Origin of the sequence: Pseudomonas sp. A0308, assembly GCF_044218815.1 — a bacterium.
Lineage (GTDB): Bacteria > Pseudomonadota > Gammaproteobacteria > Pseudomonadales > Pseudomonadaceae > Aquipseudomonas > Aquipseudomonas iridis.
Genome location: NZ_CP162581.1, coordinates 5,976,800 through 6,002,675 on the forward strand (window position 1 = coordinate 5,976,800; position 25,876 = coordinate 6,002,675).

Sequence of the window (25,876 nt, forward strand, 5' to 3'; positions counted from 1 at the left end):
ACATGGCGTTTGCTGTCAGCGTCGAGTGGTTACAAGTTGCGCGGTGAAAACTGTTCTACGCTTTATCGACGATGAATGACTTCTGAAAGCGAGGCGGATATGGCAACTGAGAAAACGCATCTGGATGATGAGGATGAGCCATCAGAAGAAGAGGTCGAGCAACAGAAGAGGAGAGAGGAGCAGACCTGGAAACATGACGACAGCCGAGAGCTGTCGGATCGCGATCAGGAGCGCCCGCTAAAACCTTGAATGATGAATTGCCAAAGCCCCGAATCAACGGGGCTTTGGCGTTTCAAAGGTCTTCCAGCTGCGAGAAATCGGGGTGTGCCGCCCGGTAACCCAGAGTTCGGTCGATCCAGGCATTGAGCTCGTTGACCATCACCGGCGCCTGGCCGGGATACTCATCCAGAGTGATGCGCAGGGTACGTTCGATGTCAGGGACTGAACTCAGGTTTCGTGTCTTGATGTAATGGCCGATAAAACAGTCGAGTTGAAGGCGTTCTGTCGTGGACAGATGAATACACTCCAGGCCTCCGACCTGTTTGATTGCAAAATCGTCGCGCAACTTATTTCTCTGCAAGGCTTGTAGACGTTATGGGGGAATTCTGGCTTGTTGACTTTGCAGTCAACTGGTATACCAATTGGAAATGCGGCGCGCATGCTATCCGTAGCGAATGTAAATGTATGTATGACGATTGAAATGTCAGACAGGCGGTTAGTTCGCTCAAACGACTGTTTTATATACGCTTGTCTCAAGATTGAAACACTGTTTGTAAACGCTACGCGTCACCCTGGAGCTGCCGAAGGCTGCGATCTTTGCTTGTGGTTTTCAAGATCAAAAGATCGCAGCCTTCGGCAGTTCCTACATAAGAGAACGTGTAGCGCTGGCAGATTTTCAGGCCACTTCAGCGATCAACTCGGGGCCTTGATTGCGTGAGTTTCCGACGGCTTTGACGACCTTGTGCCACTCAAACGCCGTTGCGTCTTCACCCTCGAACAACAGCATCTGCTCGGCTCGTTCCACCGGGGTCGCCGGGTCGAGCCATTCGCGCGCCAGTTCGGCGTTGAGCACCACCGGTCGACGGTCGTGGATATCGAGCATGCCGCCCATACTGTCGGCAGTGATGATGACGAAGCCATCGTCGTCACGAGCATCGGCACCCGGTGTCGGAAATTGCCCAATGGCGGCGCAGAAAACTGGCCCTTGATCCACACGACGAATCAGCCACGGTTGTCGGGTTTTGTCCTCGGCATCGACCCATTCGAACCAGTTATCGACCGGCACGATCAAGCGGTGACGCCAGATCGCGCGGAAAAACGGCCCGTGCGCGACTTTCTCCACCCGTGCATTGATCGGTGCGGCGCGGTCCTTTGCCCAGTGCGGACGCCAGCCCCAGCGCAGATTGTCTGCATACACACGTTGTTCGTGTTGATGCAGGACGGCCAGCGCGGTGGTCGGCGCTGCGTTGTATCGAGCCAGCGGTGCTTCGCCGACATGATTGATCAACGCATCGGGAATGCTCAGCACTGCGACGAAATCTTGAATGCCCCGGTATTGCGAGAGTCTTCCGCACATCGGCTGAATCTCCTGTAGGAAATATCAGCTTAGTTGGCTCTTTGCTTCACTCCTTGGCGGGGTGACCGATGAACGTGTCGCCTCGTTTCAGCAGTCACTGGCGCACAGAGCGAGCACTGGAACCAAACCCTGTGTACCTTATCCAACCTCGGCCGGCGAAGCCGAGCGCAGGGGTGGATAAGGGCGAGGGAGTTTTGCCAATCGGTACATGAACGCAGTGGTCGGACTGAAGGCAAAACATGACATCCGGATTCAAACTTTTTTGTGCAGCGGTCATCACCCTGGTGCTGGCCGGCTGCATTGCCGCGCCCATTGAACTGACCGCGCAAACCGAATCCCGGCTGAAGGCTCAAGCGCCGGTGCGTTTTCTGCTGACGTTCGATGACGGCCCCAGCGCCTCGAGTTTCTGGAATCCATCAGCGACGGTGCTCGACAGCCTGAAAGACAACCCGGTGCAGGCGGGCATCAAAGCGGTATTTTTCGTCCAGACGCGTGCCCCCCGGGCTGGCAACAGCGAAATCGGTCGCGACATCATGCGGCGCGAGTTCGAAGAGGGGCATGTCCTCGGTTTTCATACAGCAACCCATTGGCACACCAACCATCGCTCGCTCACCCCGCAGGAACTCAAAGAATCGCTGACCAACGGCTCCGCTGACATTGCCGCCCTCACCGGAGCGCCACCGAAGTTGCTGCGACCGCCATTCTGGAATTACGACAAACGCACGTTCGCCGCCTATCAACAGCATGGCTTGCAGGTGTTGCTCACGGATCTGAGTGCCAATGACGGCAAGATCTGGGGCTTCAACGCCAGCCCGCGCCGACGGGCGAACATGTTGCAGCAGCTATCGCAAGTGCGTGAGCGCATCGCCCTGGGAGAGTTTCCGACAGTGGACGGTGTGATTCCTGTGGTTGTGACCTTTCATGATCTCAACCGCTATACCGCGCGGCATATGCGCGAATACCTGCAAATCCTGCTCGATAGCGCCGCAGCCACCGGCGTGAGATTGGCGCAAAAGCCTTTTTATGACGATCACGCTGAATTGGAGAAGGCTGCGCTGGCGCGTACGGTTCGGCAAAGTTCCGAGTCGGTGCAGTTGCCGGGCATGTGGAACTGGATCTGGGATCACGATTCTCACTGACGGGACGCATGAAAAGTGTGATCGGGTTGACGTTTTTCGGGGGGCGGGGCAGTCATTGCCCATCTATGCTCTACGGATCGATCGATTCAACGCCTGCGAGGCGCCCCGCCATGCTTGCCATTGCCGACATCTGTCGCATTGTCGAATCCGGCTTTCCCACGTTTAAATGCGAGTGCATTTCAACGCCTCAGGGGCTGCTTCAAATCAAAGTCTATGAGCCCGGCAGCGGACGCGTCGAGTTGCTGCTCAACGGCGTTTCCCCGGAACATCTCGTCACGATCCGCGACATTTCCAACTTTATTGGCGAATTGCGTACAGAAATGAGTGCCGGCCGCAGGGCCTTCGCCGGTTGATGTTTATAAACGCCGTTGAAATGCCCGGACGATGCGAAGCGTTGCTTCGCTGGTATCCAGATTCTGTACCGCGCCTAACGGAAACCAGATGCAATCAGTGATTTCGTTCTGCGGGCGCAACTCTTCTATGTTTAGCACCGAAGCCTCATAGACATGATGTCGGGTTCCGCCGTATTGCAGTTCCATCAGGTAGAGCACTTCATCGGCATTCAGCCCGGTTTCTTCCTGCAATTCGCGCACGGCAGCGCCCGTCCGGGTTTCTCCAGGTTCGACTTTGCCGCCCGGCAAACTCCAGCGGCAGCGGGGCTTGCGCACCAGTAGGATATGTCGATTCTGTTCGCAGATGACGGTTGCACGTACTTTCATCGGTTGCCTGTTACCGCTGTCACAAAAAAGAAATAAAACTGCAATATTGGAGCCGGACCTTTGGTTAAAGGTTCCTTTGACGTTGGAGCGTCGAGTATTGAGAGAAGTGCCAAATGCTGAAACAGGCTTGCGCGGTACGAGCGGATACTGAAAACCCTAAACGCGTGTTCAGGGTTACGAGGCGAGATAACGGGTTTTACAAAAGCAGCCCCGGCTAACGCCAGGGCTTTAGTTTGCAGCGGTAATAAGTGTGTGTCAGTGGACTTTGGTGCGACTGATTGCCCGTGCCTTCACTTCCCTGGCGTACAATTGCAGCCGCTCTTCATCGCTTTGCAAGACCTCACAGGATCTCAGTACTGACTGCGCGTCAGCCTCGTTACCAGATTTGCGCAGCTGCTCGGCGATGCGTTTCAGATCGACTGCCGACCAGCGCAGATCCGACGCGACGCTTTGCAAGTCGCGTTGCAGTTCGTGTTCGTATTCGTTGAGACGCATGATCACCTCCGGAACATTCTCGGTAAAAAAGAGTAGTCGCATTTTTCACCCGTCGTGGGTGGTTTTTCTGTGATACCGCTGAATGGGGGTGTAAAAAATTGTCCAATCTCCACAGCGGGCGCGATGCCACGATGGATGTGTTGTCTGTTAGGCGGTACATTCACTTTTTTTGCAAAAGGAAACATCATGCGGATATGGATCGGGAGTCTGGCGTTGGTCATGTTGGCAGGGTGCTCGTTGCCGACATCGTTGGTGCCGGGTGAGCCCAATGTCAGAAAGACCACTAGCAAGGCGCCCAAAGACTATGCCGCGTGCGTATTGCCGTTGTGGCAGAAGGATGTTGCGAAAACCTCGCAGACATCGATCTCCAACGGTTACCGCATCACTGCGCCGAGCATCATCACGGCTGACGAGATTCTCGAAATCGTCAAATACAAGGACGGCAGCAGCGTTTCCTTGTACCAAGGCCCGCCGTGGGCCAAGTCCGGGTCGCTACGCCAGTCTGTGCGTGATTGCCTGTAGCAATTGTCGGGTGCAAAAAAGCAGAAACCGGATTCCGGTTTCTGCTTTTTTTTGGCTGTCGATACCAGCGCAGGGCGATCAGTCTGAAATGTCGGTTGTCGCTATGGCGTACTGACTGGCCCAGGAATACTGGGGGTCAGAAGTAATACCCGATGTTCACATACATCTGGTTTTCCCAATGATCCAGGCCCCCTGCACCCAAACTCTGGGTGTAGCTGCTGCCACCGATGTATGGATCGTTCTTGCCGATCAGCCATTCAGCCGCCACCCACAATTTACTCATCGAAAACGAGCTGCCGAGGATCATCCGTTCCGACGTCTTGAAGCCGCTGGCGGATTTGTCGAAGGCACTGTAGTTGGCGTAGAGCTTGATGCCGCTGACTTGGTCGAACAGGTATTTGCCGCCCACGTCATAACTCAGGTCTGCCACGTACAGATTGCCGCGACTGGCGACGTTGAAAGTGCCGTCGTAACCACCAAGGCTTACCAGTTCATCTGTGCCCGGATTGCGCGGTGACATCTGCTGCCGCGCGGCCTGCAACTGCACGCCCCATGGACCGTTCTTGCCCAGGTAATGCACGGCAACGGCATTGCGTCGGCCGTCGTTGTCGGTGTCCCTGTTCTGAATGCTCGACGTCAGGCCGGAGACGCCGACCTCGGACTTCCACGGGCCGAGGTCCAGCGCCTTGGCCACGCGCAGCACGATGGTGTTGCGCTCCCGGTTGTCGCTGCCGTCGGTCACATAGTCGTCGGCCTCGGATACAACGCTTGAGTAGCTCACTCCGTTGCTGGTGCCTTTGCCTTGCCAGGCGGGGCGCACGTAGTACCCGGCCTGAATGTTCCATGCGCCGGTTTGCTGGATGTACTTGGCGCCGACCTGTTGCACATCTTCCAGGCCGATAACGTTGCCCAGCGTCTCGTAGAACGTGCTGCCGAAGTACGGCTGCAAACCGAACGGTACGCTGTTCAGGCCCACTTGCACCTGTTGGTCGGGGTTGAATTTGTAGCCCAGCCACGCGAACTTGGCGAATTGGATGTCGCCATAGTTTTTCGTGTACTGGTAAGGGTAGGAGCGGCCATAGAAACGGTACTGAGCCTCACCGATCCAGCTGTCCGAATTGTATTTTGCGCTGAGGAATACCGTGTCGAGCCCGAACTTCTGAATGTCGCGATCCGGGTCGACATCCCAGCGCGCGCGGATGGCACCGCCCAGATCAAGATTGTCGGTGACCTGCACCGCCATTGCCGGGGCGGCAAAGCTGCAGAACAGAGCGATGGAAGTCGTGCGCAGGCGAAACGAAGAGGGGATGAGCATGGAGCGGCTCTCGATTGTTTTTATTAGAGATGCCGCGCAGTTTTGCCATCTGCCGATTGTTGAACAAACGATAAAAACGCTGGAGAAACCTGCGTCGAATGCAAGTTACTCGAAAAATCCTGTAGGACAGTCCCACACACTCATGGGATGCTCTGCGCCTTGTCAGCGGTTTTCGAGTGCTTTGATATGAAACGCAAAATGCCTGGCCTGAACGCGCTCAAAGCGTTCGAAGTCGCCGGCAGCACCGGCAGCTTCACCCGCGCCGCCGAGTTGCTCAATGTCACGCAAAGTGCGGTCAGCCGCCAGGTGCGGCAACTGGAGGAACAGCTTGGCGAAAGCCTGCTCGAGCGCCGCCATCATCATTTGGTGCTGACGGGCGCCGGCAAGATTCTGTTGCGGGCGCTGCATCAGTCGTTCGACAAGATCGAGCTGACGGTGCGCAGCATCCAACAGAAAACCCATTCCAATCGCCTGCACATCAACGCGCCGCCGACCTTCACCAGTCGCTGGTTGATGCCGCGCCTGGGGCGTCTGCGCGAGCGGCACCCGGAACTGGAATTGAGCATTACGACGCGCTTGCAGGACAGTCTCGCGGAAACGAGTACCCTCGATTGCGCCATCCGTTTTGGTGATGGGGAGTGGGATGGTCTCGACAGTTCGCTGTTGATCCAGGAGCGGCACATCGCGGTGTGCGCGCCGTCGCTGTATGCCCGCGAGGGTGGCGAGCAGGGCATCGACCTCAATCGCCTTACGTTACTGCATGTGTTGGCCAAGGAAGATCAGCGCTACCTGACCTGGAAACACTGGCTCGATGCGGCACGGATCACTGGTGTGGATACCCAGGGCGGTTATGAGTTCGACCTGCTGGACCTGGCGATTCAGGCCGCGACCGATGGGCTGGGGATCACCATTGCCGACTGGCACATGGTCGCGACGGAGCTGGCCAGCGGGCAGCTGACCCAAGTGCTGAATGTGCATGTCGAAGGGCATCAATCCTATTGGCTGGTGACCCGGCCGGAGCAGACGGAAATGCCGCAGTTGCAGGTGTTCAGTCAGTGGCTGCAAGAAGAAATCTGGCTGGCGCAACGCCAATTGGAGCCTTCGACGGCTGCTTCCTGAGACACCCCAAATCCCCTTGTGGGAGCGAGCCTGCTCGCGAAAGCGTTGGATCAGCCGCCATCATCTGTGAATGACACACACATCTTCGCGAGCAGGCTTGCTCCCACAGGAGTTTGCGGTGGAGCCAGGAGTAACCTGCATTTTTCGCATGTTTAAACGCCCGATAAATCGTTTGTTCAACCCGCCATCGATGACAAGACTGGCGGCATTGATAAAAACAAACGATGGGCGATGCACATGCGAATCGAGCGAAATTTTGTTAACGGCCAATTCATCGAGCCTGCCAGCGCAGCGCTGATTGCGGTCTACAATCCGGCCACCGAAGCGTTGCTGGGTCATGTCTCGGGCGCCACTGCCGAGGAAGCCACGGCCGCGGTCGACGCTGCGACCATCGCGCAAAAGCTTTGGGGCAAACTCACCAGCATCGAGCGCGCCGAACACCTGCGAGCCTTGGCCACAGCCCTTGAAGATCGTGCTGAAGCCATTGGCGCCGCACTGGCCGCCGAGTCCGGCAAAAGCGTTAGCGACGCCAGTAATGAAGCGCGCTATGCGGCGCAGATCACTCGTTATCATGCTGAATGGGCACGCCGTATCGAAGGCGAAATCATTCCCAGCGACAGCCCTGATGAAAACCTGTTTTTGCATCGTGAGCCGATCGGCGTCGTCGCCTGCCTGATTCCGTTCAACTACCCGGTCTACACCCTGTTGCGCAAAATCGCCCCGGCGCTGATTACCGGCAACACCGTGGTGGTGCGTCCGAGCAACAACACACCGACCTCGGCGTTCGAAATTGCCAAAGCGGTGCAGCAGTCGGGCATGCCGGCGGGTGTCATCAATATTCTGACCATGGACCACGCCACGGCGGCGGCGGTCTGCACGCATAAATCGGTAGGCCTGATTACCCTGACCGGCAGCGTCAACGCCGGGCGCATCGTCCTCGATTACTGCAAGGCCAATATCGCCAAGCCGTCGCTGGAACTGGGCGGCAAGACCCCGGCGATCATCGAGGCGGATGCCGATCTGGAAGCGGCTGCGACGGCGGTCATTGCCTCGAAGACCACGCACTGCGGGCAACTGTGCACTGCGGTCGAGCGTGTCTATGTGCAGGAAAGTGTCCACGACCGGTTCCTCGACTTGCTCAAAAGCAAAATCGCCGAGGTCAAATTCGGCGACCGTGCCACCGACGCCAGCCTGATGGGCCCGCTGGCCAACGCCAGCTCACAGAAAAACATTCACGCGATGGTCGAACGTGCCGTGGCCGACGGGGCGACCCTGGAGTGCGGCGGTGTCCTGCCGCAGGGTCGGGGGCATTTTTATCCGCCAACGCTGCTCAGCGGCTGCCGTCAGGACATGGAAATCGTCCAGGAAGAAATCTTCGGCCCGGTGCTGCCGGTGCTCAAGTACCGCGACATCGACGAGGCGCTGGCCATGGCCAACGACCACCAGTTCGGCCTGGCGTCGGTGCTCTACACCGAGAATTACCGCACCGCGCAGAAAGTCGCCAACGCCATCGAGGCTGGCGAGTTGTACGTCAATCGCACCCCGGCCGACCCGTATCAGGGTTACCACGCCGGTTGGAAACGCTCCGGCCTGGGCGGTGATGACGGCAAGCACGGCATGCTCGAATTCACCCAGACCCGACTTGTGGTCATGAAGTACTGATCCATCGCGACACGCCTCACGCTTCATCTATAAAAACAATTATCAGGGGCGCCCGGAGCACGGGTCGCCCGAGGTCACTTCAATGTCCAAGCATGCATCCTCTGCTGCCGCTGTTCAGGGTTCCAACGCGGCTGTGAAAAGCCAAAGTGACAAGGGAAGTCGCTATTTCCAATTGATGTTGCTGGTACTGGCCGCCGGCGCAATCTATCCGATTCTGTACCTGCGCCAGGTCTATCAAACGACCATGCTCGAGGTGTTCCAGATCAGCCACAGTGAACTGGGCTATCTGTACTCGATCCTCGGCACGATTTTTCTGCTCAGCTATTTGCCGAGCGGTTGGCTGGCCGACCGCATTGCGCCGCGTTTCCTGATTTTCTTCTCGCTGGTGGCCACGGGCGTATTGGGCCTCTGGTACTCGACCGCGCCGTCGATGACCGAGTTGATGATCATCTTCGGTTGCTGGGGACTGACCACCGGTTTGACCTTCTGGGCCTCGGTGCTCAAGCGCGTGAAAATGATCGCGCATCACACCGAACAGGGGCGTTTCTTCGGCATCCTCGACGGTGGTCGTGGCCTGATTGAAGCCTTATTGGCGACCGTTGCTCTGGGGCTGTTTGCCTTCGCCACCGAAACCCGTGGCGAGTCCACCGCCGAAGGCTTCCGGCACGTGGTCTATCTCTACGCCTTTACCTGTATCGCCATCGGCTGTGTGCTGGTGCTGATCAAGGATCCGAAGTCGATGCAGGACACGCCGGCGGTGGAGAAGGGCAAATTCAATCTGCTCACCGACCTGGCGACACTGGTGAAGATTCCCGAGCTATGGCTGGTCACCGCGATTGTGTTCTGCGGTTATCACATCTTCTGGGCCACCTACAGCTTCTCCGATTACCTTCAGGGCAGCGGCATGACGGCCGTCATGGCCGGCACCATCACCACGATCAAACTGTGGATGCGCCCGATTGGCGGCATCGGTGGCGGCTGGCTGGGGGACAGGTTCTCGAATATTTCGGTGCTGATCGTTGCGCTGTTACTGGCGAGTCTGGCCATTGTCGGTCTGATCGTGTTCCCGGCGCTCAACAGCATCGGCCTGCTGATCAGCACGGTGATTTTCATCGGTCTGATGACCTATGCGATTCGCGGGCTGTACTGGGCGATCCTCGATACCTGCAACATTCCGCTGCGCATCACCGGCCTGGCCATCGGCATTGTTTCGGTGGTCGGTTACCTGCCGGACGCCTTTATCCCGCTGATCAACGGCTACCTCACCGAGCAGTATCCCGGTGCCCTCGGTTACAAGCTCTACTTCGGCTACATCGCCTTCGTCGGCTTCCTCGGCACCCTCGCTGCCGTGACCCTGCGTGCCCGAATCAATCGCCAATCCTTGAACAAGACAGGTGCCTGAGATGAAAATCGTCGCCCTTGAAACCCATATCGTTGCTGTACCGCCACCGCACGTCGGCGGTATGTACTGGCTGTTCGTCAAGCTCAAGACCGACTGCGGCATTGAAGGCGTTGGCGAGATCTACGCCGCGACCTTCGGCCCCAAAGCCATGTTGCCAATCATCGAGGACGTGTTCGAACGCTACCTGCTCGATCAGGACCCGCACCACATCGAGCGCTTCTTTCGTCAGGCCTATTCCAGTGGTTTCACCCAGCGTCCTGACTTGACCATGATGGGCGTGGTCAGCGGTCTGGAGATGGCGTGCTGGGACATCATCGGCAAAGCGGCGAACAAGCCGGTTTACGAGTTGCTCGGCGGCAAGGTTAACGAGCGCCTGCGTTCCTACACCTATCTGTATCCGGTCAACAGCCGTGGCGAGTACGACTACGACGACCCGGACCTGGCTGCCGAGTGCGCCATCGACAACATGAACAAAGGCTTCACGGCGGTGAAATTCGACCCGGCCGGGCCCTACACCGCGTACTCCGGGCACCAGATCTCGCTGGAAGTGCTGGAACGCTGCGAAACCTTCTGCCGCAAGATCCGCGAGGCGGTGGGCAACAAATGCGACCTGCTGTTCGGCACCCATGGGCAGATGGTGCCGTCCTCGGCGATACGTCTGGCCAAGCGCCTGGAAAAATACGATCCGCTGTGGTTCGAAGAGCCGGTGCCGCCAGGGCAGGAAGAGGCCATGGCCCAGGTTGCGGCCAAGACCAGCATCCCGATTGCTACGGGCGAACGCCTGACCACCAAGTACGAATTCTTCAAGCTGTTGCAGGCCGGCGGTGCATCGATTCTGCAGATGAACGTCGCGCGTTGCGGCGGCCTGCTCGAAGCCAAGAAGATCGCCAGCATGGCCGAGGCCTATTACGCGCAAATTGCCCCGCATCTGTACAACGGGCCGATTGGTGCGGCGGCGAGTTTCCAGTTGGCGACGTGCACACCGAATTTTCTCATTCAGGAAAGCATCGGCACCTGGGGCGGTTTCCATGCCGAGGTGTTGACCAAGCCGTTGCAGTGGGAGGACGGCTACATCATTCCGTCCACCGAGCCGGGCCTGGGCGTGGAGCTGAACATGGACGTGGTGCGCAAGCATTCACCGTACACCGGCGAGCGCTTGCACCTGCAAATGGCCCCGACGCCTGTGGACGTCAAAGACACATCGCCGGCCAGAGGCTGACATCGCTTCTGATTGCCACGCCAACCCCAACAGGTTCGGCGAATTTTGGACAACGACTTACGCGGTAACCGTGCATGACATACGACTACATCATCGCTGGCGCAGGCGCCGCAGGCTGCGTGCTCGCCAACCGGCTCTCGGCCTCGGGCAAACACAGCGTGCTGCTGCTGGAGGCGGGTGGCAAGGACAGCTCTCTGTGGTTCAAGATCCCGGTCGGCTTCGCCAAAATGTATTACAACCCGACCTTCAACTGGATGTATTACAGCCAGCCACAGAAGCAATTGGGCAACCGCGAAATCTACGCGCCACGCGGCAAGGTGCAGGGTGGCTCGGGCTCGATCAACGCAATGATTTACGTGCGCGGACAGGCCCATGATTTTGACGATTGGGCTGCAAATGGCAACGACGGCTGGGGCTTCAAGGACGTGCTGCCGTACTTCCGCAAACTGGAAAACCATCCGCTGGGCGACAGCGAATACCACGGCAGTAGCGGCCCGATCAGCATTACGCCGATGAAGGGCCAGACCCATCCGATTTGCGATGTGTTTCTTGAGGGCTGCGCAGAGCTCGGCTATCCGCGCAGCGATGATTTCAATGGCGCGAATTTCGAGGGTGCGGGCCTCTACGACGTCAACACTAAAAATGGCCAGCGCTGCTCCAGCAGCTTTGCGCATCTGCATCCGGCGCTGAAACGCCCGAACCTGACGGTCGAGCATTACGCGCTGGTGGACCGAGTCCTGTTCGACGAAACCAAGCGACGTGCGACGGGCATTTCGATTACCCAGCATGGCGTGGCGCGAACCTTCACCGCACGCAAGGAAGTCATCCTCTGCGCAGGTGCTGTCGATACGCCGAAAATCCTCCAGTTGTCCGGCGTTGCCGATCGCGACCTGCTGGCCAGGCACCAGATTCCTCTAGTCAAACACCTGCCGGCGGTGGGCCAGAATCTGCAGGATCACCTTTGCGCCAGTTATTACTACAAGGCCAATATCCCGACGCTCAACGATGAACTGAGCTCGCTGTTCGGCCAGTTCAAACTCGGCGTGAAATACCTGCTGACGCGCAAGGGGGCGCTGGCCATGAGCGTTAATCAGGCGGGCGGTTTTTTCCGTGGCGAGGCGCATCAGCAGCACCCGAATCTGCAACTGTACTTCAACCCGTTGTCGTATCAGATTCCAAAAAACAACAAGGCCAGTCTCAAGCCGGAGCCTTACTCAGGCTTTCTGTTGTGCTTCAACCCGTGCCGGCCGACCAGCCGCGGGAACATCGAGATCGCCTCGAACAATCCGCGCGACGCAGCGCTGATCGATCCCAACTACCTGAGCACGCAAAAGGACATCGACGAGGTGATTCAGGGCAGTCGCCTGATGCGCAAGATCATGAACGCCCCGGCGCTCAAGAGCATCACAGTTGACGAAGTGTTGCCGGGGCCGGCAGTGGAGACAGACGAGCAGATGTTGCAATACTTCCGCGACAACTGCGGCTCGATCTACCACTTGTGCGGCTCTTGCGCGATGGGCGCGGACGAACAGACTTCGGTGGTCGACAAGCGTCTGAAGGTGCATGGTTTTGAGGGCTTGCGGATTGTCGATGCATCGATCTTTCCGAACGTGACGTCCGGCAATACCCATGCGGCGGTGCTGATGGTGGCGGAGAAGGGTGCGGATCTGATTTTGCAGGATGCGTAGGTTTCAGGTTTGGGGGATTTAAGGCCTGCCTGACAGCAGGCCATTACCAGCTCGCAAAAAAATCTGACAGTCCCTTGTCAGTCATCGCGAGCCTTCAAAGCGTCTCCACCAACCAGTCCCGAAACGCCTTCAACGACGGCAGCGCTTCATTGCGCGGCGGGTACACCAGGTAATAGCTGCGTCGACTGGTAATCGGTTCGCCCAGTTGCAGCAACTCCCCATTCAGCAGTTCATCCTCGACCAGAATCCGCGGCACCAAACCCACGCCAATATTCGCCCGCACCGCCTGAATCAGATGCGCAGTCATTTCGAAGCTCGGGCCGATGCGCATGCTGCGATGCGGCAAGTCGTGCTGGCTGAACCATTCTGTCCACGCTTGAGCATTGCTGCTGACGTTGAGTAGTAATTGCCCGGCGATGTGTTGCCCGGCGTCGTTGCGCTCGTCTTCGGACAGTTGCGTACTGGCGATGACCACCAGTTCCTCGGTGTGCAAGGGCAGGGCGGTCAGCCCCGGCCACTCGCCACCACCCACACAGATCGCGGCGTCGATTTCACTGGTATCAAAATCGATGGCTTCGATGCGTGAGTGCAAATGCACGGTCATGCCCGGGTGGGCGGTGTAGAAATCCTTGAGTCGCGGCAACAACCATTTCGAGCCGAAGGTCGGCAGCGTTGCCAGCCGCAGGCTATGGATGCCGGAGCCGAATGCCATGGCCTGCAAAGTGGCGCTGCGGATCTGCCCGAGTGCCTCGGCGAGTTCGCGTTGATACATGCGCCCGACGTCGGTCAGGACTACTTGCCGGCCTTCGCGGCTGAACAGGCGCATGCCGAGCATCTTCTCGAGGATTTGCACCTGACGGCTGACCGCACTTTGCGTCAGCGACAGTTCATGGGCGGCGCGGGTGTAGCTTTCGTGGCGCGCGGCAGCCTCGAAGGCCAGCAATAACGACATGGAAGGCGTGAGCGTGCGCGGATTCATTCGTAAAAGTCATCAATAGCGGGTCGAATTTACGGTTGTCCCAGCATTCGTCAGCAATGAATATGGGCAACATGAGATGGCGGATCCTGACGCAATCATTCGTTGCGTACAACTGTTCACCGCCACACGGCCCGATTTTTACCGAGATTTCCTGACCGATGATTGCCCAGCTGTCGCCCGCAACCGCGCAAACCTCCAATTACCAGCAGTTCCTCAATGCGCTGAAGGCCAGCGGTTTTCGTGGTGAAATCAGCGCCGACTACGCCAGTCGCGTGGTGCTGGCCACTGACAACTCGATCTATCAGCGACTGCCGCAAGCTGCGGTGTTTCCCATGGACGCTGAGGACGTGGCCAAGGTCGCACGGCTGATTGCCGACCCGACCTACCAACACGTGGTCATCACCCCGCGCGGCGGTGGCACCGGCACCAATGGCCAGTCGTTGACCGACGGTATCGTCGTCGACTTGTCGCGGCACATGAACCGTATTCTGGAGATCAACGTCGAGCAGCGTTGGGTGCGCGTGCAGGCCGGGGTGGTCAAGGATCAGCTCAACGCCGCGCTGAAATCAGCCGGGCTGTTTTTTGCCCCGGAGCTCTCCACCTCCAACCGCGCCACCGTCGGCGGCATGATCAACACCGACGCCAGCGGCCAAGGCAGTTGCACCTATGGCAAGACCCGCGATCACGTGCTGGAGCTGGATATGATCCTGCGCGGCGGTGAGCGCCTGCACGGTCAGCCGCTTGCGGAGAGCGAACTTGAAGCGCAGTGCGCCCGCGAGGATCGGATCGGCGAAGTCTATCGTTGTGCGCGGCAGATCATTGACGAGCAGGGTGCGCTGATCAAGGCGCGCTTTCCCGATCTCAACCGTTGCCTGACCGGTTACGACCTGGCGCACCTGCGCGAGGCGGACAATCGCTTCAACCTCAACAGCGTGCTGTGTGGGGCCGAAGGTTCGCTCGGCTTTGTGGTTGAGGCGAAGTTGAACGTTCTGCCCATCCCCAAGCATACGATGCTGGTGAACATTCGCTACGCCGGGTTCATGGACGCGCTCCGTGATGCCCGGGCGCTGATGGCGCTTAAGCCGCTGTCGATTGAAACCGTCGACTCGAAAGTGCTGTTGCTGGCGATGCAGGACATTGTCTGGCACGGCGTTGCCGAGTATTTCCCACAAAGCCCCGAACGGCCGACGCTGGGGATCAACCTGGTGGAATTTTGCGGTGACGATGCCGAAGATCTGCAGCGCCGTGTCGAAGCGTTCGTTGAGCACTTGAGCAACGACCTTACCGTTGAGCGTCTGGGCCACACGCTGGCGGTAGGCCACGCCGCGGTGAACAAGGTTTACGGCATGCGCAAACGCGCCGTGGGCTTGCTCGGCAACGTTGCCGGTGAAGCGCGGCCGCAGCCGTTTGTCGAAGACACGGCCGTGCCACCGCAACATCTTGCCGAGTACATCGCCGAGTTGCGCGATCTGCTCGACAGCCACGGTTTGCAGTACGGCATGTTCGGTCATGTCGATGCCGGGGTGCTGCACGTGCGGCCGATTCTCGACATGAAAGATCCGCAACAAGCGGCGCTGGTGCGGCCGGTGTCCGATGGCGTCGCCGCATTGACTCAACGCTACGGCGGTCTGCTGTGGGGCGAGCACGGCAAGGGCCTGCGCTCGGAATATGCGCCCGCGTTTTTCGGTGAGCTGTATCCGGCGCTGCAAGCGCTGAAGGCCGCGTTTGACCCGTTCAACCAATTCAACCCGGGCAAAATCGCGACGGCGGCCAACACTGGCGCAGCACTGCTGAAGATTGATGAAGTGACCTTGCGTGGTGAACTGGATCGACAGATCGACGAGAAAGTCTGGCAGGACTACGGTGCAGCGATGCACTGCAATGGCAACGGCGCTTGTTACAACTTCGATCCTGATGACGCGATGTGCCCGTCGTGGAAAGCCACTCGTGAGCGCGCGCAGTCGCCCAAGGGCCGGGCGTCGTTGATCCGCGAATGGCTGCGATTGCAGGGTGAGGCGGGGGTAGATGTGCTGTCTGAGGCCATTCGTCGACCCGCGTTTTTCAGCACTTTTTGGCAGCGCTGGCGCAACAGCCGCGCGCAAACGCCGGACTTCTCCCATGAGGTCTACGACGCCATGGCCGGTTGTCTGGCGTGCAAATCCTGCGCGGGCCAATGCCCGGTGAAGGTCAACGTGCCGGAGTTTCGTTCACGATTCCTCGAGCTGTATCACAGCCGCTACCTGCGTCCGGCGCGGGATTATCTGATCGCGTCGCTTGAATACAGCATCCCCTACATGGCGCGGATTCCGGCGCTGTACAACGGTTTGATGGGCGCGTCGGTGGTTCGACAACTGCTGGAGCGCCTGGGCGGCATGGTTGATGTACCGTTGCTCAGCCGTTTCGATTTTCACGCAGCGATGCGCCGTTGGCAGGTGCAGCCGGCGACGGTGCCGACCTTGTCTGCGCTGACCCAGGCGCAACGCGAGCGCAGCGTTGTGCTGGTGCAGGATGCGTTTACCCGCTACTTCGAAGCGCCGCTGTTGGCGGATCTGGTCGAGCTGATTTCGAGACTTGGCTATCAGGTCTATCTGGCGCCGTTCAGTGCCAACGGCAAGCCGCTACATGTGCAGGGTTTTCTGTCGGCGTTCAACCGCGCGGCTTTGCGCAATGCGCGACAGTTGCGCGAACTGGCGGATGTCGGCGTGCCGCTGGTGGGGCTGGACCCGGCCATGACCCTGGTTTATCGCCAGGAGTATCAGAAAGTCCCCGGTATGCAGGCATGTCCGGAGGTCGCGCTGCTGCAGGAATGGCTGCTCGACGTGATACCGGAGCAGGCACTTGAAGGAGCCGCAGAGACCTTCCGTTTACTGGCGCATTGCACGGAAAAAACCAATGCACCGGCCGCGACCCCGCAGTGGGAGCAAGTGTTCGAGCGCGTGGGATTGAAACTGACTACGCAGGCCACCGGCTGCTGCGGCATGTCCGGCACCTATGGCCACGAAGCACGCAACCGCGACACGTCGGCAGTGATCTACGAACAGTCGTGGGCGCGCCAGATCGACGCGCCAGCGCAGAAAGGCGAAGCACTGGCCACTGGATATTCGTGCCGCAGCCAGGTCAAGCGCCAGTCGGATCGGGCAGTGCGCCATCCCTTGCAGGTGCTGCTTGAGAGGGTGCGTCGCTGAGCGTTTCGTCGTCCGGCGCGTTGTCCCAGATCAGTCGCGGGTCGAAGCTCATTGCCGAGAGCATGGTGAGCACCACCACCATGCCAAAAAACAGGATGCCCGAACGCGGTTCGATATCGCCCAGCGTCTGGAATTTCACCAGCGCCGCGACCAGGGCAACCACCAGTACGTCGAGCATCGACCAATAGCCGATCAACTCGACGAATCGAAACAGCTTCGAACGCTCCCGCCGCGCCCAGCCACTGTCGCGCTGCACACTGATCAGCAACAGTGTCAGGGCACCGAACTTGACGCCCGGCACGGCAATACTGGCGATGAAGATGATCAGCGCGATATCCCACGCGCCGTGCTGCCAGAACTCCAGTACGCCGCTCATGATCGTGCTGTCGGCGCCGCTGCCCAGCATCGTGGTGTTCATCACCGGCAGCAAATTGGCCGGCACGTAAAACACCAGTGCGGCAAGCAGATAGGCCCAGGTGCGGGTGAGCGAATTGGTCTTGCGCCGATGCAGCGGGGCGTCGCAGCGCGGGCACTCATGCGGTTCGTCGGTCATGTCGCAGGCCAGGCCGCAACTGTGGCACAGGCACAGGTTCAGCTCGCTGGCGGTCGCTGGTCGCTTCATAAGATGTCCCAGAGTTCACGGATGTCGCGGCCGGCAATACGGATCATCATCAGGCTCAGCACGGCCAGGGCGAACAGGCCGATACCGGGCAGCACATCAAGCATCCCGGCCAGTTTGAACACGGCGACCATCGCCCCCAGTAAACACACTTCCAGCATGCTCCACGGGCGCAGCGTTTCCAGCCAGCGCATACAGACCTTGAAGCCTGGCGCGCGTCGGGATGAGAGGGCGAAACTCAGCACCCAGATCAGCAACACCAACTGGAACGCCGGGGCAATAATGATCGAGATTGCGGCCACCATCGCCATGAACGTGATCGGACCCTGGCTCAGGGCGACCACTGAATCCCACAGCGTCGCACTGTTTTTCAAGCCTTTGAGGCTGATGCTCATCACCGGATAGAAATTGGCGAACAGCCACAGCACCGCCGCCGTGAACGACAGGGCCAGACGCTGCTCAACGGTCAGTCCGTTGAAGCGTTCGAGCACCCCGCCGCAGCGTACGCAGAGGGTTTTCTGGTGTTTGCCGAGCACGGCTTTTTCATACACACAATCGCAGTGCTCGCAGATGATCAGGCGTTCGGGGGCGATCATGAAAAGCGCTCGATATCGGGCCCCAAAAGCAGGGGGACCTGATCACTATAGAAGGCCCACGGCAATGGGCAACTTGCAGGGCATCGAGCGGCAGCATTTTCTGCAAATGATCAGCGGCGATCCAGCCACACAGTCTGCGCATTGCAGAACTCGCGAACGCCGAAGTGTGACAGCTCACGGCCAAACCCACTCTTCTTCACGCCACCGAAGGTCACGCGCGGGTCGCTGGCGGAATAACCGTTGATGAATACGCCGCCGGTTTCCAGCTCGCTGGTCAGTTGCTGCGCCAGTTGCACATTGGCGGTGTAGATCGTCGCGGTCAGGCCGAATTCGCTGTCGTTGGCCAACGCGACGGCATGCGCGCAATCGCGGGCGGTGATGATCGAGGCGACCGGGCCGAACAGTTCCTGTTTGAACGAGGTCATGCGGTCGGTAACGTCGGCCAGCACGGTCGGTTCGTAGTAGTTGCCAGCCCCAGCGGTTTTGCCGCCGCCGAGCAACAGGGTCGCACCTTCTTCGAGGGTGTCGCGCACTTGCTGATCCAGTTCATCACGCAGATCAAAACGCGCCATCGGCCCGATGTAAGTGTCGGCAGACAGCGGATCGCCCACCTTTAGCTTGCGCGTTGCCTCAACGAATTTGCGGGTGAACGCTTCAACGACGCCTTCTTCGATGATCAGTCGCTTGGCCGCCGCGCAGACCTGACCGGAGTTCTGGTAGCGACCGATCACCGCGGCCTGAACGGCTTCGTCGAGATTGGCGTCATTGAGCACGATAAACGGATCAGATCCGCCCAACTCCAGCACACATTTCTTCAGCGCGGCACCTGCCTGAGCGCCGATGGCCATGCCAGCGCGGACGCTGCCGGTCAGCGTAACGGCAGCAATGCGCGGGTCGGCGATGGCGCTGGAGACGCCTTCTGGAGTGACGTTGATCACTTCAAACACGCCGGGGGCAAAGCCTGCGCGGGTAAACGCATCGCGCAGCAAATAAGCGCTGCCCATTACGTTAGGCGCATGCTTGAGGACGTAGGTATTGCCGGCGATAAGCGCTGGAACGGCACCGCGCAGCACTTGCCAGATCGGGAAGTTCCACGGCATCACGGCGAGGATCGGGCCGAGCGGACGGTATTCGATGCGCGCTTTGCCGCCTTCAACCTGAGTCGGTTCAGCATCGAGCATGGCCGGGCCATGTTCGGCGTACCACTCGCAGAGCTTGGCGCATTTTTCGATTTCACCGCGGGCCTGGGCAATGGGCTTGCCCATTTCCAGGGTGATCATGGTGGCCATGGCCTCAGCGGTTTCACGCAGCGCGCCGGCGAGGGCGGTCAGAGCGCGAGAGCGGTCTTGCAACGGCTTGCGTTTCCACTTGCCGAAGCCGAAGGCGGCGCGGGTCAGCGCGGCATCGAGGGCTTCTGCGGATTCAAACGCGTAGTGGCCGATCTGCTCGCCAGTGGCAGGGTTGATCGAAATGGCGTGGGTCTGGCTGGAAATCTGGCTCATGGCTTTCGTCCTGCGTGTTCATTGGATGGGCCTAGAGTAGGGTGGCGTTTGTGTTCTGGAAACTGAATAATAAAGATCGTTTCTTTCACGATTAGAGAATGACTATGGATCTGGTGCAGCTGGAAATCTTCAAAGCCGTGGCCGAACACGGCAGCATCAGCGCCGCCGCCGCGCAGATCCATCGCGTGCCGTCGAACCTGACCACGCGAATCAAACAGCTTGAGCAGGATCTGGGCGTCGATCTGTTTATTCGTGAAAAAAGCCGTTTGCGCCTGTCACCGGCCGGTTGGAGTTTTCTTGAATACGCACGGCGCATTCTCGATCTGGTGCAAGAGGCCCGGGCCACGGTTGCCGGTGAAGAGCCCCAGGGCGCATTTCCTCTGGGTTCGCTGGAAAGTACCGCCGCGGTGCGCATCCCTGAACTGCTGGCGGCGTATAACCAGTTGCACCCGAAAGTCGATCTGGACCTGTCTACCGGTCCGTCCGGGACAATGATCGACGGCGTGCTATCCGGGCGTCTTGCCGCTGCATTTGTCGACGGCCCGGTGTTGCATCCGGCGCTGGAGGGCGTGCCGGCGTTTGAAGAGGAAATGGTCATCATCGCACCGCTTAACCACCCGCCAGTTCAGCGTGCGGCGGATGTGAATGGCGAGAGCATCTATGCGTTTCGCTCCAATTGCTCCTACCGTCACCACTTCGAAAAATGGTTCAGCACCGACGCCGCCGTGCCCGGTAAGATCTTCGAAATGGAGTCCTATCACGGCATGCTCGCTTGCGTCAGCGCCGGCGCAGGCCTGGCGCTGATGCCACGCAAAATGCTGCAAAGCATGCCCGGCAGCGCGACGGTGAGTGTCTGGCCGCTGGCAGCAGATTTCCGCTACCTGACCACTTGGCTGGTGTGGCGGCGGGGCACGGTGTCGCGCAGCCTGAGCATGTTTGTACGCTTGCTTGAAGAGCGAGGAGTGGTGCGGGCGGAGCGTGAGTTCGGCTGATTTCAAGCGTGTCGCCCCAGGAAATTCAAAAGGATCAAAGCCGTAAACTGCTCGCTGGTAAAAGGTGAGGCGAAAGGCCATTATTGCGCCTTCTGAAAAACAGCGAAGCGAACGGAATGCTGCACGCCTTCAATCAAGGAAAGAGCAACCTTTACAGACGTTACCTGGGGCACCGCGATGGTAGCGAGAAGCGCGTCAGTGAAGAGGATGAAATCACCGCCCTGATCATGGGCCCGCTGGATTATTTGCCGCCTGCCGCTGCGGGATTGTTCTGGCGCGGTCTCGTCGAGCAGACAGGGCGTACTGCCAGCGCGGCATTTCCCGAGTCGCCGCCAAGCCATATCCGAATGCGCTTCTGGCCACGTCGCGCAGTCGAACCGGATCTGGTCGTGGAATTGCACTGGCCATCTGGAGAGCGGCGCATTTTGCTGGTCGAGTTCAAGTGGAATGCGCCGTTAAGTGGTGAGCAACAGCTGCACCGGCAGTGGCTTGAGTTCCTCACCGAAGCGGAGCGGGCAGACGCCTATCATCTCTTTATCGCCCCGGAAATAAGCGCGGGCCTCAATGCCCTTGGCAGCAACGATGTGTGGCAGGGCAGACTCATTCTCCATTCCTGGATCGGTGTTCTGCATGTGGTGCGCAACCTTCGCGCGGCTGAGTTCTGCGGACTGCAGACCTGGCGAGAGCAGATGACGCGCTTCCTCGGCAAGCTCGGGATCTTGCGGTTTCAGGGGTTTGTCGCGCTAACCACGCCTACGCCTATGTCTGCGCCAAACGAACAGTCTTCTATTTTCTGGCGGCCATTGAGCGGTTTCTCGCAGCTCATGCCACCCGTCGTTCCTTCACTCGAAAAATCCTCCGCCTCTTACCTCTGGGACTCAGCACCGTGACCAATATTTCAGCCATCGGGAAGGCAATCACCGAAAGCATCGAGTTCATTTCTCGAGTCGGCGGCGAGTGTGATCATCTCGCCAAGTTGATCAGGGAGGAGGTGAGTCGCGCGTTGTTGAGCCCGGAAGTTGCGCACCGCTACAAGGCGGGAGGTCAATGGATCGAGAAGTTCGCCAATGACGAAAAGGGTTGGATCAATACCGAGCTGGGTTTTTCGCTGCCGGTGGTCATCAAGCCAAAACGTTCGATCTGCGGTTACATCGTCGTGCAGATCAGCCTCGCCGGAAATGGCATCGGTGCAGCGGATAATCACGAGCCACTGATCCATGTCGGATGGTGGGGCGCACCGATTGATTTCGAAGAGTTTCTGATGAGCTTTCCGCTTGATCTGGACAGTGAATTCGATCTTTCACTGCAAGCGGATCGCCTTTTCAAGTGGGCTCACTCTCAGTACGACGATGAGTGGTGCTACAGCCTGTATCTGACCGATATCAACAGCCCCGCGGATGTTCAGGCTCTGATCGTCAACCCTGTAAAAGCGTTGCTGGCAGGCAGTGATGCCGAGCAGGCCCTGTCGCGCACGCGTGCCGTCAGGTATGAAAAATTACTGCACGGGGAGCCCGTTCAATACCGGACTTTGCCACGCTGAGAACGCACACGGGAAACAGCACATGCTTCAGTATTTGAAACTCGCCGTAGTCGACGACTTTATCGATTGGCTCGCCGCCAATCTTGACCAACCATTGTTTGCTCATGCCTACGTTGATCGTCGCCACGGTCCAAGAACATTCACTGGCTTGCCCGATGCGCTTTCGCAGTATTTCTGGAAGCACAATGGCGCGCTTGGCGCACCTGGTGGCACGTGCCTGACCAGCAGCAATGCCGTATTGAACGCACTTCGACAGGCCTTGAACACCGGGATGAAAAACTCCAACGATGCAGCCACGCTTTCGGCGAGCATCGAAGTCATGGCCTGGGGCGGCGTGCGGGCAGGCAATGCGCGCTGGCTGACTATCAACACCGCAAAACTTGTGAGCATCCTCTCTTCGACGACGGCTGCGCTAGCCAGCCAAAACCTGGCTCATGGACTCCTTGCGACTCGCGGGCAGATGCGCTTCAACGCCGGCATGACCAAGGTCTACTCGCTGTTGGTCGATGATTTCATCATTTACGACAGTCGCGTCGCCGCTGCTCTGGACTGGATCGTAGTGAAATATTGTCAGGCCAGACAACTGCCCGCAGTACCCGCAGAACTGGCCTTTCCCTGGGCGCCTGCGAAAGAAGCAGCCAATGCCAAGGCACCGAAAAATCGCGATCCACGGCAACATAACTATTACTTCCCCCGTTTGGCTGCCGGTGAGCCCCATGCTGTCTGGAACCTGAAAGCTAGCGGGATTCTGGCCGAAGTCTTGCGCCGAGCGCCTTTCAGCACATTCAATACTGCCTCGACGATACCCGCGCTACGCCGACTTGAGGCAGCACTGTTCATGATTGGCTACGACTTGCCACACGGCCGGTCGAGCGAGGTTGCAGTGAGCCCGCGCGAGATTGACGACGAAGAGGATTGGACGGAGTGCTTCACCGCGGCACGCGGCAGAATGTTCCATTATCGAATTCAAACCGATGGCATCTATTTGCAGGATGGGCGCGTCTATCCGGCCGAAGTCATCAACTCGATGCTGAACATTCTCCGTTCACAATTCAAAAGCGGCCATTTTCCGTTGGCGAACAGTGCAACCGATGTTCGTTCCGGAAACAGCAAGCCAGGCGTGGGTAGCGCGTACTTCCAGGCCACCGCAGACAAGGGCAACCCGCCAGACAGCAGTGCTCTGGTCGCCGTTCTGCATGATTTGGGCGCGCTGAACCATACGGCTGGTCGCCGCGATCCATGGTCGATCAACGACAGTGAATTTGCACATCAAAGCAAAATGGATGTGAGTGTTCTGTTCACCCGCCAGCTTGAGTTGAACGACGCCCTGTAGGGTCGGATCGGCAACGTGTTCAGGGCAAATACGGATGATCACGGCGTGCCGTTGCGACCGTAAAGCAGATAGCCGGGACGCTCGCTCAAGCGTTCGTAGTAGGCGTTTACGGCGGGCAAATGCGGATGATTGAGCGGCGTTTCGAACCAGCGATTGACCGACAAGCCAATCGGGATGTCCGCCAGTGAAAACCGCTCGCCGCTGACGTAGGCGCCGGTTTTCTGCAGTTGCCGGTCGAGGATTTGCATGTTTCTCGACCACGCTTGGCAACCGGCGGCCAAGGCGTCCGGATCTTGATAGTCCGGTGACTTGCGCACCAGTGCCATCAGCGGATAAGACCATGAACGGTTCAGCTCCGCCGGCTGCCAGTCGAGCCATTGATCAATCCGCGCCCGCTCGCGTGGATCAGCCGGATATAGGTGCGAGCCCTCAAAGCGCGCGACCAGATAACGAATGATCGAGTTGGATTCCCACAGGGTGAAATCACCGTCCTGAATCACCGGTACCATGGCGCACGGGTTCAGCGCGAGAAATTCAGGCGTCTCGGTGGATCGGAAGCCTGAGCCCCAGTCCTCACGTTCAAACGGAATCTGTAATTCAGCGCAGGTCCACAGCACTTTGCGCACGTTGATCGATGATGCCTTACCGAGTATTCGCAGCATTGGATGTCCTTGTCCTGCTATTCGATGGGCCTATAGGAATACCACAGAGTTATGCAGGAGGCCCGCACCGCACAGTCACTCTTGTCTCACCGACTCAGTCCTGAAGACTGCTCGTCAGCGTCCGAGGCTGGCTGATAAGATTGCCGATCGTCGATATTTTCTAACCGAAAAATGACGAGTCAAAGCCACATTAAAGGAGCTGTGAATGACGCTTGCGGATGGTCTGGTGGTGATGTCGTTGATATTGAGTGTCTTGGCTTCAGCCTTTTTGGCCTATGACGCGATATGGGCACCGGGTGCACGTTTTCAGCAAAATGTCAGAGTGAGGAAACTGGAACACCTCAATCATTTGATTGAGTCGCAAACGCTGAAGATTAATGAGCTTCCCGCTGTTTATTCTCCGCAGGAGAAAGCCTGGCTGATTTCTCAACTTCAGGAGAGGCTAGCGCCGGGCAAGGAAAAAATGGAGTCCGAATTGCAGCTTTGGGAGGAGCATCCATTGCGGGTAACTCTCTACGCACTTTTAGGTCTTTTGTGCCTTTCCATTGCGTCGATATTACAAGGAGTGGTGTATTTCATTGGCAAGTAAAGGTCAGATTTTTCAAGCGATATCCGTATAGTTGAAACACTGAATATCGTGTCGATCTACGCATGAAGCCATTTAAAAAGTCATCGCGAACAAAGGGCATTGATGAAGCATTCAATGCCCTTTGGCGGGTTAAATCGCCGCAGATCAACTATCTGGCAGCCTTTTTTAGCCCTATATCCGGCGTTCAGACTCTCTGTGCATCAGCGATTCAGGAACGCCAACAAATCCTCATTCAACGCCTGCGCATGCGTCACCGCAAAACCATGCGGTGCGCCGGCATAGACCTTGAGTTCAGCCCCTTTGATCTGCGCGGCGGCCTGTTTGCCGGTGGTTTCGAACGGCACGATCTGGTCGCCGTCGCCATGAATCACCAGCGTCGGCACATCGATCTTCGCCATGTCCGGACGGAAGTCGGTTTCCGAGAAGGCAGTCACGCAGTCCACGGTGCCTTTGAGCGACGCCAGCAGCGCGACGTTCAGGGTTTGCGTCAGCACGCCGTCGGAGACGGTCTGGCCCTGATTGGTGCCATAGAACGGCGCGGCAAAGTCAGCGATGAACTGCGCACGATCTTTCAGCAGACCGGCCTTGATGCCATCGAACACCGACGTATCTACGCCCTGCGGGAAGTCGGCTTTCTTGCCGAACAGCGGCGTCACTGCGCCCAGTAAAACCAACCCGGCAACGCGCTCGCTGCCGTGCCGGGCGATGTAGCGGCTGACATCGCCGCCGCCCATGGAGAAACCCACGAGCGTCACTTCACGCAGGTCCAGATGATTGATCAGTTGCGCGATGTCATCGGCAAAGGTGTCGTAGTCGTAACCGGTCCACGGTTGATCGGAACGGCCGAAACCCCGACGGTCGAAAGCGATGGTGCGATAGCCACGACTGCTCAGGTATTCCATCTGGTATTCCCACATGTCGGCATCCAGCGGCCAGCCGTGGCTGAACAGCACGGGCTTACCGCTGCCCCAGTCCTTGTAATAGATTTCGGTGCCGTCTTGCGTGGTGAGCGTGCTCATGGAA

27 protein-coding genes and 1 pseudogene are annotated in these 25,876 nt (G+C 58.5%); 17 read left to right on the top strand and 11 right to left on the bottom strand.

All coding sequences use genetic code 11. The features are described 5' to 3' along the window. Positions 1-75 precede the first annotated feature (75 nt). The gene (locus AB4P92_RS27665; RefSeq protein WP_155401132.1) at positions 76-249 is read left to right on the top strand and encodes a hypothetical protein; all 174 of its coding nucleotides are present in this window, start codon (positions 76-78) and stop codon (positions 247-249) included. A 43-nt stretch (positions 250-292) separates the two neighbouring features. Here the strand turns inward: AB4P92_RS27665 and AB4P92_RS27670 are convergent, their stop codons facing one another. Further along, positions 293-565 (bottom strand): hypothetical protein, encoded by a 273-nt coding sequence (locus AB4P92_RS27670; RefSeq protein ID WP_395598488.1) that lies wholly within the window; start codon positions 563-565, stop codon positions 293-295. A 330-nt stretch (positions 566-895) separates the two neighbouring features. After that, a complete protein-coding gene (locus tag AB4P92_RS27675) occupies positions 896-1,576 on the bottom strand; it encodes an SOS response-associated peptidase (RefSeq protein ID WP_395598489.1) in 681 nt (226 codons plus the stop codon). Positions 1,577-1,815: 239 nt separating this feature from the next. Here AB4P92_RS27675 and AB4P92_RS27680 point away from each other — a divergent pair, with 239 nt between their 5' ends. Both AB4P92_RS27680 and AB4P92_RS27685 read left to right on the top strand, forming a co-directional pair. Then, positions 1,816-2,715: a polysaccharide deacetylase family protein gene (locus AB4P92_RS27680; RefSeq protein ID WP_395598490.1), complete on the top strand. Its 900-nt coding sequence runs from the start codon at positions 1,816-1,818 to the stop codon at positions 2,713-2,715. 110 nt (positions 2,716-2,825) lie between these two features. After that, positions 2,826-3,068 carry a DUF1652 domain-containing protein gene (locus AB4P92_RS27685; RefSeq protein WP_042559561.1) on the top strand — a complete coding sequence of 81 codons (243 nt, stop codon included), beginning with the start codon at positions 2,826-2,828 and terminating at the stop codon, positions 3,066-3,068. A gap of 3 nt (positions 3,069-3,071) precedes the next feature. On the opposite strand, the gene AB4P92_RS27690 is transcribed toward AB4P92_RS27685, so the two are convergent. Beyond that, on the bottom strand, positions 3,072-3,434 hold the full coding sequence (locus AB4P92_RS27690) for an NUDIX hydrolase (protein WP_200616633.1): 363 nt from the start codon (positions 3,432-3,434) through the stop codon (positions 3,072-3,074). Between the two features lie 255 nt (positions 3,435-3,689). Beyond that, complete coding sequence (locus tag AB4P92_RS27695; RefSeq protein ID WP_007910805.1) at positions 3,690-3,929, bottom strand: hypothetical protein; 240 nt, start codon at positions 3,927-3,929, stop codon at positions 3,690-3,692. A 186-nt stretch (positions 3,930-4,115) separates the two neighbouring features. Here AB4P92_RS27695 and AB4P92_RS27700 point away from each other — a divergent pair, with 186 nt between their 5' ends. Continuing rightward, positions 4,116-4,451: a hypothetical protein gene (locus AB4P92_RS27700; protein ID WP_042559559.1), complete on the top strand. Its 336-nt coding sequence runs from the start codon at positions 4,116-4,118 to the stop codon at positions 4,449-4,451. Between the two features lie 136 nt (positions 4,452-4,587). Here AB4P92_RS27700 and AB4P92_RS27705 read toward each other — a convergent pair whose 3' ends face one another. Next, positions 4,588-5,766: a hypothetical protein gene (locus tag AB4P92_RS27705; protein ID WP_395598491.1), complete on the bottom strand. Its 1,179-nt coding sequence runs from the start codon at positions 5,764-5,766 to the stop codon at positions 4,588-4,590. Positions 5,767-5,952: 186 nt separating this feature from the next. On the opposite strand from AB4P92_RS27705, the gene AB4P92_RS27710 reads away from it, so the two are divergent. From AB4P92_RS27710 to AB4P92_RS27740, 7 genes and pseudogenes are all read left to right on the top strand, one after another. Then, on the top strand, positions 5,953-6,885 hold the full coding sequence (locus AB4P92_RS27710; protein ID WP_395598492.1) for a LysR substrate-binding domain-containing protein: 933 nt from the start codon (positions 5,953-5,955) through the stop codon (positions 6,883-6,885). 237 nt (positions 6,886-7,122) lie between these two features. Next, positions 7,123-8,547, top strand: coding sequence for an aldehyde dehydrogenase (gene aldA, locus AB4P92_RS27715; RefSeq protein WP_115147425.1), 1,425 nt, complete (start codon positions 7,123-7,125; stop codon positions 8,545-8,547). Positions 8,548-8,629: 82 nt separating this feature from the next. Next, positions 8,630-9,949, top strand: coding sequence for a nitrate/nitrite transporter (locus tag AB4P92_RS27720; protein WP_261736986.1), 1,320 nt, complete (start codon positions 8,630-8,632; stop codon positions 9,947-9,949). A gap of 1 nt (position 9,950) precedes the next feature. Further along, on the top strand, positions 9,951-11,168 hold the full coding sequence (locus AB4P92_RS27725) for a mandelate racemase/muconate lactonizing enzyme family protein (protein WP_042559555.1): 1,218 nt from the start codon (positions 9,951-9,953) through the stop codon (positions 11,166-11,168). Positions 11,169-11,242: 74 nt separating this feature from the next. Then, positions 11,243-12,121 (top strand): annotated as a pseudogene (locus AB4P92_RS27730) (GMC family oxidoreductase); the annotation flags it as partial. Then, on the top strand, positions 12,114-12,182 hold the full coding sequence (locus AB4P92_RS27735) for a hypothetical protein (RefSeq protein ID WP_395599710.1): 69 nt from the start codon (positions 12,114-12,116) through the stop codon (positions 12,180-12,182). The pseudogene AB4P92_RS27730 and the gene AB4P92_RS27735, both read left to right, overlap by 8 nt. A 65-nt stretch (positions 12,183-12,247) precedes the next feature. After that, the gene (locus AB4P92_RS27740; RefSeq protein ID WP_395599711.1) at positions 12,248-12,856 is read left to right on the top strand and encodes a GMC family oxidoreductase; all 609 of its coding nucleotides are present in this window, start codon (positions 12,248-12,250) and stop codon (positions 12,854-12,856) included. 94 nt (positions 12,857-12,950) lie between these two features. Here the strand turns inward: AB4P92_RS27740 and AB4P92_RS27745 are convergent, their stop codons facing one another. Further along, the gene (locus AB4P92_RS27745) at positions 12,951-13,835 is read right to left on the bottom strand and encodes a LysR substrate-binding domain-containing protein (RefSeq protein ID WP_042559552.1); all 885 of its coding nucleotides are present in this window, start codon (positions 13,833-13,835) and stop codon (positions 12,951-12,953) included. A gap of 158 nt (positions 13,836-13,993) precedes the next feature. On the opposite strand from AB4P92_RS27745, the gene AB4P92_RS27750 reads away from it, so the two are divergent. Beyond that, positions 13,994-17,020, top strand: coding sequence for an FAD-binding and (Fe-S)-binding domain-containing protein (locus AB4P92_RS27750; RefSeq protein ID WP_395598493.1), 3,027 nt, complete (start codon positions 13,994-13,996; stop codon positions 17,018-17,020). On the opposite strand, the gene AB4P92_RS27755 is transcribed toward AB4P92_RS27750, so the two are convergent. The 3 genes from AB4P92_RS27755 to AB4P92_RS27765 all read right to left on the bottom strand — a co-directional run bounded on the left by AB4P92_RS27755 (position 16,953) and on the right by AB4P92_RS27765 (position 19,737). After that, positions 16,953-17,642: a paraquat-inducible protein A gene (locus tag AB4P92_RS27755; protein ID WP_047301724.1), complete on the bottom strand. Its 690-nt coding sequence runs from the start codon at positions 17,640-17,642 to the stop codon at positions 16,953-16,955. The genes AB4P92_RS27750 and AB4P92_RS27755 overlap by 68 nt on opposite strands. After that, the gene (locus AB4P92_RS27760) at positions 17,639-18,235 is read right to left on the bottom strand and encodes a paraquat-inducible protein A (protein WP_042559549.1); all 597 of its coding nucleotides are present in this window, start codon (positions 18,233-18,235) and stop codon (positions 17,639-17,641) included. The genes AB4P92_RS27755 and AB4P92_RS27760 overlap by 4 nt, the downstream gene beginning before the upstream one ends. 110 nt (positions 18,236-18,345) lie before the next feature. Continuing rightward, the gene (locus AB4P92_RS27765) at positions 18,346-19,737 is read right to left on the bottom strand and encodes an aldehyde dehydrogenase family protein (protein WP_047301719.1); all 1,392 of its coding nucleotides are present in this window, start codon (positions 19,735-19,737) and stop codon (positions 18,346-18,348) included. A gap of 104 nt (positions 19,738-19,841) precedes the next feature. Between AB4P92_RS27765 and AB4P92_RS27770 the strand changes: the two genes are divergently transcribed. From AB4P92_RS27770 to AB4P92_RS27785, 4 genes are all read left to right on the top strand, one after another. Beyond that, positions 19,842-20,729 carry a LysR family transcriptional regulator gene (locus tag AB4P92_RS27770; RefSeq protein WP_047301717.1) on the top strand — a complete coding sequence of 296 codons (888 nt, stop codon included), beginning with the start codon at positions 19,842-19,844 and terminating at the stop codon, positions 20,727-20,729. An 83-nt stretch (positions 20,730-20,812) separates the two neighbouring features. Beyond that, the gene (locus AB4P92_RS27775; RefSeq protein ID WP_147282623.1) at positions 20,813-21,619 is read left to right on the top strand and encodes a hypothetical protein; all 807 of its coding nucleotides are present in this window, start codon (positions 20,813-20,815) and stop codon (positions 21,617-21,619) included. Continuing rightward, positions 21,616-22,269, top strand: a complete 654-nt coding sequence (locus tag AB4P92_RS27780; protein ID WP_395598494.1) for a hypothetical protein — start codon at positions 21,616-21,618, stop codon at positions 22,267-22,269. The genes AB4P92_RS27775 and AB4P92_RS27780 overlap by 4 nt, the downstream gene beginning before the upstream one ends. Positions 22,270-22,291: 22 nt before the next feature. Beyond that, on the top strand, positions 22,292-23,602 hold the full coding sequence (locus AB4P92_RS27785) for a hypothetical protein (RefSeq protein WP_052906093.1): 1,311 nt from the start codon (positions 22,292-22,294) through the stop codon (positions 23,600-23,602). A gap of 38 nt (positions 23,603-23,640) precedes the next feature. Here the strand turns inward: AB4P92_RS27785 and AB4P92_RS27790 are convergent, their stop codons facing one another. Then, entirely contained in the window at positions 23,641-24,264 is a 624-nt protein-coding gene (locus AB4P92_RS27790; protein WP_261736980.1) for a glutathione S-transferase family protein, read from the bottom strand. 205 nt (positions 24,265-24,469) lie between these two features. Here AB4P92_RS27790 and AB4P92_RS27795 point away from each other — a divergent pair, with 205 nt between their 5' ends. Continuing rightward, positions 24,470-24,853 carry a hypothetical protein gene (locus AB4P92_RS27795; RefSeq protein ID WP_395598495.1) on the top strand — a complete coding sequence of 128 codons (384 nt, stop codon included), beginning with the start codon at positions 24,470-24,472 and terminating at the stop codon, positions 24,851-24,853. Positions 24,854-25,053: 200 nt separating this feature from the next. On the opposite strand, the gene AB4P92_RS27800 is transcribed toward AB4P92_RS27795, so the two are convergent. Continuing rightward, positions 25,054-25,872, bottom strand: a complete 819-nt coding sequence (locus AB4P92_RS27800) for an alpha/beta fold hydrolase (protein WP_047301708.1) — start codon at positions 25,870-25,872, stop codon at positions 25,054-25,056. Between the last annotated feature and the right edge of the window lie 4 nt (positions 25,873-25,876).